Raw genomic sequence first — 12,389 nt, 5'->3', positions numbered from 1 at the left:
GTTCCTTTCAGTTGTCGATCTTCGTCAGTGCGCGAAAGCGGAGTCGGTACCGGCGAAATCGTCCGCCTCGATCCAGGAACAGTGGAAGCCCACCGGAATCCGGATCGGCAATGCGATAGTGGCGACGGGTTCGCCGGCGAAGTCCGCCGCGTGCAACCAGACCAGCTTCGTGGTGTCGGTGTTCGGGTCGTGCTCGTAGTAGGTCACCCAGCCCTCGTCCTCGCCGGGCCGATCCGGATGGGGGACGAAGACGGGTTCGGACGCGGCGTGGCCGGGTGGTAGTCGGCGGATCAGCGGTTCTCCGGTGCGGAAGTCGTGCCGCAGTAGCGCATGCGGATGGTAAACGGGCGCATCCGAAGCACCATCTACCGTGAGGGCGTAGTAGTGGCGCATCGGTTGGCCGATCAGTCGTGGGTCGCTGCGCGGGAGTTCGTTCGGACGGTCACCGATTTGATCGGCGGTGGCAGTGCCACGGTTCAGATCGACGGTCCAGCGCCACAGGTGTCCGCGGTTGGCGATCGGGTCCTCCTCGGCGCCGTCGAAGAGGCGGTCGTAGCAGATCGCCGTGAGTTCGATCCGCGCCGGATCCGGCTCATGGGCGCCGACCATGTGGAAGACGAACCCGTCCGGGATCTCGAACCAGCGCAACCCGCCCGCGACACCCGGCCTCGGCAGCACGCCCAACCGTGTCTGATGCCCGTCGTGCCAGGTGTAGGGCAGGGTGCCGCGAACGGCCGCCCCGAGGCTGAACCGCACTGGCGTGTCGAAGAACAGAACGTAGTGTGGCGTGAGGGCGATATCGTGCACCATGGGTCGGCCGCCCAGCGGGACACGCTGACGATGGCGGACAGTGCTGTCGGGAGCGAGCACGAGGTATTCGGCCCATCGGCGCAGCGCCGAGTAGGCCAAGAGGTGCAACTCTCCGGTCGTCGGGTCGAGCTTGGGGTGAGCGGATACGCCGTGTCGCAGGCTGCCACCGAGATCGGTGTACTCCATCGTCTCGAGCGTGCTACCGAGGTGCGCTGGCAGGCACCCGGTCTCCACCAGGGCGAGCAGGAGTCCGTTGTGGGCGATGACATTGGTGTTGACGGTATCCATCGGAAAGTGCCGTGGTCCCGGTGGTCGGCGTTCGCCGAGAGCCTTGACCACGCGTCGGGAGCGTATCCATCGGTTACGGAACCAACAGGCGCGGCCGTCCTGAATGCGCACGCCGCTCACCATCCCGTCTTGGGCGAAAAAGGAATATCGCGCGAGCGTCCGATGCTTCGGTGGCTGTACCGGGTTGGGTCCGATCTGTGTGAACAGGCCGTCGAGTTCCGCGGGGATGCGGCCTTCGACCGGCAGGTCGAAGGCCGTGACCTCGCGGTCGACCGGAGCGAAGGCGCCCTGCAGGTAGGGACTGACCGAGTCGGCATGACTGGTTGCGGTAGACACTGCGATAACTCCTCGGGGGTGTCGGCTCAAGCCCGAATAGTCAGCCGCGCACGGCGCTTCGGATGTAGCGCCTGCAGGCGAGCGTGCGCGGCGGGGTCGGTGGTGAGTACCAGGGTGTTGGTCACCAGCAGCGAAGTGATGAGGAAGAACACGATCTCTTCGAACGGGAGTCCCAGAATCGCGAACCCGTAGGTCGAGACGGGTGAGATGTGCCAGACACCGGCACCGATGGCAATGCGGTCCGTCACAGCCAGATAAGCAAGCAGCGGAATCAACGTCCGCACTCGCGTCCAGCGATGGGACTTCAGAAGATCGGCCCCGACGGCGCACTGGAGAGCGAGCGGCGGGGCGAACCACAGCAGCGTGGCACCCAGATACGTGCCGTGCCTATCCGTCAGCACCAGGCCGAGCCCCGCCGCCGCGGCTGCTATCCAAGCGACTACGAACGTCACCCGCCGGCCGCCGTGCGGCACACGAGGCGGCGGCTCGCCTGCGCGCGCGAGATTCCATATCGCCCACAGTCCCGCGACGCCAGCCTGAGCGGCCATGAAGACGAACTCCTCGTACGGCACGTGGAAGAGGGCGGCGACGAACCGCCCCTCCCCGTACGACCACACCCCGTTCTGGATGATCCAGCTGTCCCACGGGACGGTCCACAGCCAGGCCATCGGGATGAGCAGAACCAGGGTCAGTGGCCCGAACCTGCGCAGCGAGGTTCCTGGTTTCTGGCGCCGCAATGCGCGCACGGCCAGCGTCGCCGTGATTACCAGCGGCGGCAGGAGGAAGAGGGCGAGGAACTCGAAATATGTCATGGCCGGTATTCCCGGGCGCGGGCGGGCACTTCGATCCGGAGCCGTGTGGGGAGACCGACGGTGACCCATAGTCCGGGATCGATGATCCCTTCGGCGTCGAGGATACGGCGGTCGGTGCGATTCATCGGTGCCTTCCCGGCGCGGTATGGACGAGGGGCGTCGAGGGGCCTGTGATGCGTTCGGCGGCGAGTCGTCCGCTGATCAGTGCGGTAGGTACGCCGACGCCGGGGTGGGTGCCCGCCCCGGCGAGAACGATGTTGTCGCCGATGAGATTCCGGGTCCGGAATGGTCCGGTCTGCCGAAAGGTGTGGGCGGCACTGAACGGGGTGCCGACGGGACAGCCACGGGCCTGCCAATCCTGCGGCGTCAAAACATGTTCGGCCTGTGGCTGTTGTGCGAGGTTGGTGAAGCCACGCTCGTCGAGGGTTTTCAGCACATGTTCGCGATAGCGGGGGGCTTCGGAGTTCCAATCGTGTCGCCCGTTCGCGAGATTCGGAGTGGGGAACAACACGTAGTAACTGTCGTGTCCGGGGGGCGCGAGCGTGGGGTCGGTCACCGTGGGGATGCTGACCAGGAACGATGGGTCGCTCATCAGAGTTCCGCGATCAATGATCTCATCGAAGCACCGACGCCACGAATTCCCGAAATGGATGTTGTGGTGCGCGATCCTGGGCACGGTGGTTGCCTCATCACGAGCCGCTCCTGCCAGGAGCAGATAGCACGACGGCGAAAACTTCATTCGGTTCAGCCGCCGGGGTGTCCGACCCAGCAGCTGGGGGAAGGCCAGGGCTGGATCGGCGGTCACCACCACTGCGTCGGCCGGGATGCGGTCACCGGCTGTGGTGATCACGGCTCGCGCGCGACCGTGCGAAGTCATCTCGACTCGCTCGACGGTGGTGTCGTAACGGAAGGTAACCCCGTGATCGCGTGCCGCCGCCGCCAATGCCTGTGGCAGAGCGTGCATCCCTCCCCTGGGGAGGAATACACCGCCGACGGTGTCCATATAGGAGATAACCGAGTACAGCGCCCGGGCCCGGTGCGGAGCCACGCCGGCATAAAGGGCCTGGAACGAGAACACGCGGATCGTTCGCGGGTCCCGAAGGTACTGTCGAACCTTGGATTCCATGCCACGCATCGCGCCTAGTGCGACGAGCCGCGCCAGGTGCGGAAGCGGCAAATCGAACGGGCTGTCGAGATTCCGGTTGATGAAGTGATCGAACTCGGCGTCGTACAGGCGTTGCAAGAATGTTGTGAAACGTCGATACCCGTCAGCCTCCCGCGCACCACATACCCGGGCGATCTCTTCGGCCATCTCGTCGGTGTCGGTCAAGACATCCAGCGCGGATCCGTCATGGAAGTGCGCACGGTAGGCAGGGTGGACGCCGAGCAGTTCGAGCCGGTCGTCCATGTCTTCGCCGACCGCCGCGAAGGTCTCCCTGATGAGGTCGGGCATCGTCAAGACGGTAGGTCCGTTGTCGAAGGTATATCCGTCCCGGGTGAATACGCCGGCTTTACCGCCCGGGCCGGACGCCTGTTCGACCACGACGACCGCGCGGCCCGCACCGGCGAGATGGAGGGCCGTGGACAAGCCGGCCAGGCCCGCGCCGATGACGACGATGTCGGTGCTCGGCGTTACTGTTCGTGGCGAATACATAGTCGCTCCTGAACGCATTTCCTGGTGTTGTGGCAGACGGATTCACGACTGGTCACCCGTCTCGTCGGGTGACCAGACGCGCCAACTGCTGGAGGTCTTCGGCCGCCGCATGAGCGGGAGCGCTCGCATCGCCGCTGTCAATCGATCACGTCCGCATTGCGGCGCGAGATCCCGCCCGCGCTGCCGCGTCCGACCATCCGATGCGATAGCCCGCCATGCGGCGCAACGGATCGCCCAGCGAATCCACCGAAACCTTCAGCGCTAGCTCGATCAGCGCGCGCACGAACCAACAGGCCCTGCGCCGATAGCTCTCGGACCGGTGGCCCTGTTTCTGTGGCCGGCATTGCAATCACCTCCGGCTGCCGACCATTTCGATCTTCGAGGGTGTGGCAGCAACCCGGATCTTAAGGCGTTTTCAGTACTCGAGCTCCCGGCCTGTTACGCCCGAGATGTGAGTGAACTACTGGTAGCGGAGTGAATTCGAAATCGATCATGAACCGTGCGGGCGCACCGGAAGTTCCACGAGGCCGTGTATCAGCAAACTGGTCTGCCACCGCGGGGTGAAGGCCTGATCGGCCAGCTCGAGCTTCGGAAAGCGGTGCAGCAGCGCGGAGAAGGCGATCTGCGCCTCCAAGCGCGCGAGCGGAGCCCCCACACAGAAGTGGACGCCGTGGCCGAATGCAAGGTGTCCGCCGGCATCCGCCGCAACCTCGAGGCGATTGCCGCGGTCATAGCGGGCCGGATCGCGGTTTGCTGCGCCGAGAGCGACGTGCACGAGCTCGCCGGCGGGGATGTCGGCCTCGCCGATCCGGACCGGCTCGTGTGTATATCGCACGGTGGCCCAGCCGACTGGACCGTCGTAGCGCATGAGTTCCTCGACTGCCGCGGGTATCCGCGCCGGATCCTCGCGGAGCGCATGAAGTTGTGTGGTGTCGCGCAACAGGGCGTATGTGCCGTTGCCGATCAGATTCACCGTCGTCTCATGGCCGGCGAGCAGGAGCAGGAAAGCCATCGACACCAGTTCCGGTTCGGTAAGTCGATCGCCGTCCTCGCCGGGTTGCATCAGCCCGGACAGCAGATCCTCGCCAGGGCGCGTGCGCTTTTCCACCATGAGTTCCTGCAGATAGCCACCCATCTCGCGGCGGGCAGTATCAGCTTCGGTCATGTCGTGCGAGGTACCGACCAGCACCTTGGTCCAGGCCTGGAAGGCTGCGCGATCGGCGAACGGCACGCCGAGCAGTCCGCAGATCACCGTGACCGGCAGCGGATTCGCGAACGCCTGCAGCAGGTCGACCTCATCGTGACCGGCCATCTCATCGAGCAGGTTGGTGGTGATCTCCTCGATGTGCGTCCGCGACTCCGCCACCCGGCGCGAGGTGAAGGCCTTGCTGACCAGCTTGCGCAGTCGGGTGTGATCAGGCGGATCGCTGTTGAGCATATGCGCCGCCAGCGCCCGCAAATCCGCGCTCTGCAGTGCCTTACCGCCCGCGCGACGTAACGCGTCGGACATGCCGGTGACATTCTTGCGCAGTCGCGGATCCGCCAGGGCGGCACGAGCTTCCTCATAGCCGGTGACGACCCAGACTCGCATGCCGTTGGCGAGGCGCACTCGAAGTACCGGTCCCTGCTGTCGCCAGTGGTCGTAGTACCTGTGCGGGTCGGCAGGGAAATCATCGCCCACGACTCCGATCGAGTCCGTGGTCTCGGTATCAACCATGTTGCCTCCTAGGCTGCGTCCGCGACCCGATTGCCGCTGCCCTCGACGCACCGGCACGGTGCTGACAGCGGTCAGCTACCGATGCTCTCGACACGCAGAGTATCCATCGATGGAGGGCATTCGGCAGAAGAAGAATCCGCAGGGCAAGGCTGGACGGAATCTACGGATGGGCTTGTGCCGAGGACAATCAGCACCGCGCCAGGTCACTCGGTCTCGCCGAACGCGCACGCGGGCAAGACAAAACTGTGTCGGCGTCGACCTCGACAAACGCCCACCACGCGCAGACGGGGCGGTCGGATCAGCGGTCCACCGCGGTCATGTCCTCATAGCGCGACCCGCTGGCCGCGCCTTTCGGCGCCGCTGCGTCGATCCGCTCCAGGTCCTCGCTCGTAAGGGTAACCCCGAGCGCGGCCACGTTCTCCTCCAGATATCGCCGGTGTTTGGTGCCGGGGATGGGAACGATGCCCTCCCCTTGGGCCAAGATCCACGCCAGAGCCAACTGGGCTGGCGTCGCCTGCTTCGCGGCGGCGATCTCCTTCACTCGCTCGACGAGCTCAAGATTCTTCTGGAAGTTCTCCCCTTGGAACCGCGGCCTTCGGCGACGCCAGTCATCCGTGGGCAGATCCTCGAAGCTGCGCAGCTGGCCGGTGAGGAAGCCGCGGCCGAGGGGGCTGTACGGGACGAAGCCGATCCCCAATTCCCGGAGGGTGGGGATGAGTTCGTCCTCAGGGTCGCGGCTCCACAGCGAATATTCGGTCTGCAGGGCGGAGATCGGGTGTATGGAATGTGCCCTGCGGATGGTTGCGGGCGCCGCCTCGGACAGGCCGAGGTAACGCACCTTCCCTTGCCCCACCAGCTCCGCCATTGCTCCGACGGTCTCTTCGATGGGGACCGCTGGATCGACACGGTGCTGGTAGTAGAGGTCGATGTGGTCGATCCCCAACCGTCGCAGCGAGTCGTCGCAGGCGTTGCGCACGTGCTCCGGACTGCCGTCGATCCCCTGCCAACTGCGGTCCGCGCCGCGCACGAAGCCGAACTTGGTAGCCACTCTCACCTCGTCGCGCCGACCGCGGATCGCCTTGCCGACCAGTTCCTCGTTGGTAAACGGGCCGTAGGCGTCCGATGTGTCGAAGAAATTGATCCCCAGTTCCAGAGCGCGGTGGATGGTCGCGAGGGACTCGGCCTCGTCGGCGGGCCCGTAGGCATCGCTCATACCCATGCAGCCGAGTCCCAATGGGGAGACGATCAAACCCTGCTTGCCGAGTCTTTGCGGCTCCATATTCTTCCTCCTCGTGCGAAGTAATCCCTTTCGCCAGGATTTCCCAGGTGCGTCGACCACGATATCCGGGCCCTATCCCGGTTTATTCCGAATATGCACCGAGCTTCAGCCGAATTCTCACATGTAAGAAAAAGTCGGGCCCGGCGTGCTCGCCGAGCCGGATATCATCAACTCCTGGCCTCTGGCATCGGCGAGAACCGGAGCTGCGGCACCGCGATGCGCTTGGCTGCGGGGGTCGGCATCAGCGATGGCAACTCTCCGTCAGGGGGCCACTCGCTACGAATCTTCCTCGTTGAGCGAGACTCTGCCACTCCTGCTTACGGTACCACTCCCTGGCCGAGGCCTGAGCCCGCAACGACCCGAAACCCGAGCTCGTCGAATGCCCCGACCGCCCCCGCACTGGCCATTGCTCCGCCCGAGTCACGCCGGTAAGCCTCGAGTGACGTCCTGCGCCGTCGGAGCGGCATTCGCGCATTTTCCGGCCCCGAAGTCAGTGCGGGAATTCAGGCCACGGCGGAAACGATGTTCGGCCTCGCTGTACAGCATGAATGAACGCGCGGAAAGTAAGGAAAGGGTGGTGATAAAATTCCATCACTATTCACATCTATCGACTTCGGCACCGTGACAGGTCATTTCGGCAAGTGCTTGCCCGTACTCCCGGACCAGATGGAGTCGGATTGTGCGGATCGGGACGAAGCTACCGCCTGCGCTTCACCGAACCAGCGCGCGGCGGTGCTTTGCGTGATGTTCGGCGGCTGATTGATGTCGTCGTGCAGCCCGAGTCGCGGCGCCGAGCAAGAGGATCGATTTCGCCGCTATCACCACGACGAAGATCGTCACAGCGGCGAGTAATGCGACCGTGCTGGCCTGCCAGGCAAACGGGTGGAGCAGTCGCAACCATGTGATGGCGAGTGCTGCGACACTCGCCACGGGAAAGGTGAATGACCAGAAGCTGAGCGAGAACGGCAGTGCGCGGTAGCGCGGTAACAATGTCACCTGGGTCAGCACCATGAACGCTGTCAGCGCCGTCAACCCGCCGAACACATTATCGGGCCGACCGCCGGAGATCGTCAGCCATGCGGCCGACGCTACCGCGGGGGGAGCAATCATGATCGCGAGTGTCGGAACAAGCGGTGCGGGCATGGTTGGACGGAGTGCGAGCCGGAGAAAGAAGAACGCGGAGATCACCAGCCAGAAGAAGATCCCGACCGCGAAGGTTCCGACGGCGAGCCAGTCGAGTCCCGTCTCCGCGGCGGCGAATGCACCGACCAGCCCGGCGGCGCTGGTGGGCAGGTAGTAGCCACCGTGAACGGATTCGAGAGTCAGTTCCCCGCGCATCCAGAAACTCAGGATCCATGCGCCGAATGCGGTAGCGGCGGCGATGGAGACCAGCGTCAGCATGGTTCCGGCAAGTGGAATCGCGTGGTGCAGGCCCGCGCCGAGCAGCATCGCGGCGATGGGAAGCAACGCCGCAAGGGGGCCGTGCGCGAAATGCGTGAGCTGATGCGAGAGCAGTTGATCTGTGCGTGTGCCGCGATATACGTGGACCACGATCGTCGAGATCCAGGCGATCGCAGCGATCAGCCAGAACGCTTGCCCTAGCTCGAACGGCGCACCGAGCGCACTGGTCGCCACGGACCAAACCTGGGCGAGTCCGGCCAAGCCCAACGGGATGGCGAGTGTGTTCAGCGGGACACGTGTGCGCTCGGGTGTCGCAGAGCCGACGGGCGCGGCAGGCATTTGACCAGACATACGAATGTCTTCCTGACAGGGGGTAGCGGAACCCCGTCGCGGGACGACGGGGTCATTATTGACCTGAAAGTACAATACCGTAGTGGCTACGCTGTTCTCGTGGGTAGGCCGATGCAGTTCGAGAAGGGTGCGGCCGTCGACAAGGCGATGGACCTGTTCTGGCGGCAGGGGTATGCCGGAACGACGCCGCGGGAGCTGGCCGGCGAGATGGGGATCGGCAAGGGCAGTCTCTACAACACGTTCGAGAGCAAGCACGCGCTGTTCCTGCGTGCCCTCGGGCGCTACAGCGAGCGGCGACTCGAATACCTGACCGACTTGTTCTCAGCGCCGGGGCCGATCGGGCCGCGTCTCAAAAGCGCGATCGCCGTCCTTGCCGGCGTCGGTGAGCACCGACGGGGGTGCGTCATGGTCAACGCTGCCGCGGAACTCGGCGCCGCCGACGCCGAGGTGAATCGCATCGCGGACGATCTCTTCACGCGGATCGAAGCGGTATTTCGGCAAGCGATCGTCCGGGGTCAGGAGTCCGGAGAATTCGGCGTGCAGCGCGTTGCCGACGCTGCCGCTGGTCAACTACTCGCCTCCGTGATCGGGCTCAGCGTTCTCGTCAAGGCCGGAGGGCCGTCGGAACAGTTCACTGCGGTCCTCGACGACATCGTCGACGCATTGTGACGTCGAAAGGGGATCCACAACGGGACCTGGTAGGCGCGCTGGTCAGGCTGATGTGGTGAAGGGGTCGATGCCGGCCGCGACAGCGACTTGCCGGTAGGCGTCTGCCAAGTCGGTGAGACTTGCGTGTCTGTTCAAGCCGCTCGGGTTCGGGACCACCCAGACAGAGGCGCCGCCGAGAGGGTCCGGCTGACGCCCGACCCTGGCCCGTGGCTGGGCGAAGGCAGTTCGGTAGGCGGTGATTCCCAACACCGCCACCACTGTTGGAGCGATGCGTTCGACGCGCTCGGACAGCGCTACGGCTCCGGTGATGAGTTGTTCTGTGGTGAGTTCGTCCGCGCGCGCCGACGCTTCTGCTACCAGGGAGGTGATACCGACGCCACGCTCTTTCAGGTGTGCGAGGTCTTCGGGGCGGAAGCCCGTGGAAGCATCTATCCGCCGATCGACGATGCCCGCCCGGTGCAGTGCGGCGAAGAACCGATTGTTACCGCCGCCGAAGTGCGCCTGCACTGCGGCAGCGCGCAGACCGGGATTGATGCCGACGAACAACAGCTGTGTGCGGTTCCCGAGAAGGTCCGGCAGGCTCTGGCCGCGGAAAGATTCGAGGGCAGACCGACTGAACCGCATCATTGGACTGTAGTCCGGCGCATTCCGGCCGAGGGAAGCGGCGAAGTCGCCCGTGGAAGTGAGTCCGTACCGAAGAGAACACGTTCCAGAGTAATAACGATTACGCCCAGCTCCTTTTGCTTAAATGCCTGTTCATCAAGGGTTTTTCGGCAGCTGGCGCCAGGCTTCCCCGATTGAAATTACCATTTCTTTACCTACAATTGACCTTGTCATTGGTAGCGCGAGCGCGCACGGCGCTAGGGGGCAACGGGGCCATGGGGCAATCTCATTCAGGTCGGCACGCCGACGCGATCACAAAGCAGCGAACGGTCGGCGCAGTGCGCTCCGTCGAAGTCGGGGACCCCCGCCGCCGCTGGCCCGCGATAGCCGCCATCCTGCTGGTCGCTGTCGCCGTGGCGACCAACGCAACGGTGGGACTCATCGGCATCGAATCCGGTCGTCCCGAGAGCATCCGTTATCAGGCCGATGCCCACCGTGACCCGACCGGATGGCACAGCATCGACCCTCGCGGCTACCACCACTCCGATCCCGATCAGCGCCGCGCCGCCGAGCATCGCGACTACCAGCGCGAATATTTCAGGCAGCCCCGCGATCAAGCCGAAACGCAACGAGAAGACGGCGACAGTGCCCAAGCCTGGACTCCAAGGGGACGACCGAACGGCAACGGTTGGACGGTTTGCCCGCCTCGAGCGAGCCATTGCTGAATCGAATTCGCGCACAGATGGCGTCGACGATCGCGCCGACGCGCCCGCGTCCGCCAGTAGTCGCACTTCCATTGTCGACCGCACGCCGAGCACTGCCTGAACATCGCGGCATCGTCACGAACTGCACCCCGGCGTTCGCCCACCATGTGTCGAAGAGCGACATCGGCAGTGTGCGGACCTAGTCGAACGGGATTGTGGCGGTGGGAAGCAGCGATCGTGGGTCGTCCACGAGGAATTCCAGCGCCCCGCCGTGTTCGCTGCGTAGGACGAAGTCGTTGCCGGTGTGTGGCTCGATCCGCAGTTCCACTCGGGCGAGCTTGCTGTTGAGGCAGTAGCGGGTGGGGGCGGCCGGGTTCTGGTACGGCAGGATCACGAACTGCTCGCGGTGCGCGGTCATCGACAACATCGCCGTCGCGGCAGCACCGCGCATTCGTAGCCGCCAGCTCGGGAACGCCACATCGACATGTTGCCGATGTAGGTCGAACAGTCGGTCGAAGCGGTAGATCTCTGCACCATGACGGACCGTCATCACCGAGAAATAGGGACTCATGCGGTTGCCGATGGCCACGCGAGCGCTGGCCGCCTCGACATAGGCGACGGGCTGCTGTCCGGACCGCTCGGAGAATACGGCTTGGCCCCAGACGTACTGTCGACTATGTGCTGGACCCCAGTTGTGTCCTTGCATGCCGGACCACCCGTCCACTACCCACACCTCGCTGCCGATCGTGACGGTGCCGGAGCAGTGCACGACGGGAAACGGGGACACGACTTTGTTGGCGGGGAATCGCGATCGGCGTACCTTCGCCGCAGTCCCGATCAGGACAAAGGGCTCGGCGAGTCCGTCTTCGACGCGGTCGAAGGCGATGTCCCAGCGGACATCCTGCCCGTCTCGGTTGAGGTGTCCGCGCAACATACCGCCCTCGCCCGTGACAGCGAAGACTGTGTCGCCGATGGTGATCTGTTGGTTCCCGCCGGCGGAGATCACCGTCGCGTCACCGTAGTCGATGGTCCGCCATGCCGCGGCCGCGGTGTCACCGTCGAACACCGAGACCCACGCCTGGGCGAGGTTGCGTCCCGAAATCGAGGTCAGGAAGGTGGCTTTGATCCAGATCGCGCGTGGCGTGGTGGGGCAGTTGGCACGAAAGAACCATGATTCGACTCGGTTGGTTCCCAATTCGGCGACTGGGTCGTTCAAGCCGAAGGTGGTATGCATCCGGGAATCGTAGTTCTCGGCGACACGGGCAGGTACGAGGCGGCCGACCCGTCCCGAGGTGCCATCGTCAGTCCCGGGGAGTTTCGTGCCTGCGGCGGCCGTTCGGGACTGGTGGCCGGCGTTCAGGACTCCGGCGGGAGTATCGGCGGCGCGAACACTTCCTCCAACGGAGTCGGGCCGGTGTAGCGACGGCAGTTGCAGCCGACCCATTCCCGCAGTCCATGAGTGCCTTTGCGAGAGACCTCGACGTGACAAGTGCCTGTGGAACGGTCGTGCATCGCCAGGTCATGGCCGCAACCGCAGCGTGCGGAAAGTTTCTCCCGGGTCCGCACCCGATGCCGATGTCCGAACCGACCACATAACCAGCCCCCACCTACCAGGGCTGCACCGACCGCAAGGCTGAGCGGATCCAACATACTTGTAGGGTACGTATCGGCGATCTGTCCGTCGGGTTCCCGGCATTCCCGCCTTTTCGGTGCCCTGCGTCGGCAGGGATACCGAGGGTGGACGTGGCGCTGAATCGCGACGCCG

The 12,389-nt window shown here is 64.7% G+C and carries 11 protein-coding genes; 1 reads left to right on the top strand and 10 read right to left on the bottom strand.

Going from position 1 to position 12,389, the window contains the following annotated elements:
• Positions 1 to 24 precede the first annotated feature (24 nt).
• From AB0C34_RS14270 to AB0C34_RS14240, 7 genes are all read right to left on the bottom strand, one after another.
• Positions 25 to 1,434: a carotenoid oxygenase family protein gene (locus tag AB0C34_RS14270; RefSeq protein WP_357071556.1), complete on the bottom strand. Its 1,410-nt coding sequence runs from the start codon at positions 1,432 to 1,434 to the stop codon at positions 25 to 27.
• Between the two features lie 26 nt (positions 1,435 to 1,460).
• A complete protein-coding gene (locus AB0C34_RS14265) occupies positions 1,461 to 2,246 on the bottom strand; it encodes a lycopene cyclase domain-containing protein (RefSeq protein WP_357071553.1) in 786 nt (261 codons plus the stop codon).
• Positions 2,243 to 2,371, bottom strand: a complete 129-nt coding sequence (locus AB0C34_RS14260; RefSeq protein ID WP_357071550.1) for a hypothetical protein — start codon at positions 2,369 to 2,371, stop codon at positions 2,243 to 2,245. Before AB0C34_RS14260 ends, AB0C34_RS14265 begins: the two co-directional genes overlap by 4 nt.
• Positions 2,368 to 3,900, bottom strand: a complete 1,533-nt coding sequence (crtI, locus tag AB0C34_RS14255; RefSeq protein ID WP_357071547.1) for a phytoene desaturase family protein — start codon at positions 3,898 to 3,900, stop codon at positions 2,368 to 2,370. Before crtI ends, AB0C34_RS14260 begins: the two co-directional genes overlap by 4 nt.
• A 490-nt stretch (positions 3,901 to 4,390) precedes the next feature.
• A complete protein-coding gene (locus tag AB0C34_RS14250; protein WP_357071544.1) occupies positions 4,391 to 5,617 on the bottom strand; it encodes a cytochrome P450 in 1,227 nt (408 codons plus the stop codon).
• 298 nt (positions 5,618 to 5,915) lie between these two features.
• Positions 5,916 to 6,896 carry an aldo/keto reductase gene (locus AB0C34_RS14245; RefSeq protein WP_357071541.1) on the bottom strand — a complete coding sequence of 327 codons (981 nt, stop codon included), beginning with the start codon at positions 6,894 to 6,896 and terminating at the stop codon, positions 5,916 to 5,918.
• Between the two features lie 711 nt (positions 6,897 to 7,607).
• On the bottom strand, positions 7,608 to 8,648 hold the full coding sequence (locus AB0C34_RS14240) for a potassium-tellurite ethidium and proflavin transporter (RefSeq protein ID WP_357071538.1): 1,041 nt from the start codon (positions 8,646 to 8,648) through the stop codon (positions 7,608 to 7,610).
• A 99-nt stretch (positions 8,649 to 8,747) separates the two neighbouring features.
• On the opposite strand from AB0C34_RS14240, the gene AB0C34_RS14235 reads away from it, so the two are divergent.
• On the top strand, positions 8,748 to 9,317 hold the full coding sequence (locus AB0C34_RS14235; RefSeq protein ID WP_357071535.1) for a TetR/AcrR family transcriptional regulator: 570 nt from the start codon (positions 8,748 to 8,750) through the stop codon (positions 9,315 to 9,317).
• A gap of 42 nt (positions 9,318 to 9,359) precedes the next feature.
• Here the strand turns inward: AB0C34_RS14235 and AB0C34_RS14230 are convergent, their stop codons facing one another.
• The 3 genes from AB0C34_RS14230 to AB0C34_RS14220 form a co-directional block, all read right to left on the bottom strand.
• Positions 9,360 to 9,941, bottom strand: a complete 582-nt coding sequence (locus AB0C34_RS14230) for a mismatch-specific DNA-glycosylase (RefSeq protein ID WP_357071532.1) — start codon at positions 9,939 to 9,941, stop codon at positions 9,360 to 9,362.
• A 269-nt stretch (positions 9,942 to 10,210) separates the two neighbouring features.
• On the bottom strand, positions 10,211 to 10,573 hold the full coding sequence (locus AB0C34_RS14225; protein ID WP_357071529.1) for a hypothetical protein: 363 nt from the start codon (positions 10,571 to 10,573) through the stop codon (positions 10,211 to 10,213).
• 250 nt (positions 10,574 to 10,823) lie between these two features.
• Positions 10,824 to 11,858: a hypothetical protein gene (locus tag AB0C34_RS14220; protein WP_357071526.1), complete on the bottom strand. Its 1,035-nt coding sequence runs from the start codon at positions 11,856 to 11,858 to the stop codon at positions 10,824 to 10,826.
• Between the last annotated feature and the right edge of the window lie 531 nt (positions 11,859 to 12,389).

The organism is Nocardia sp. NPDC049220 (assembly GCF_040647855.1).
Classification (GTDB): domain Bacteria; phylum Actinomycetota; class Actinomycetes; order Mycobacteriales; family Mycobacteriaceae; genus Nocardia.
This window is presented reverse-complemented; position numbering and strand designations above follow the sequence as displayed.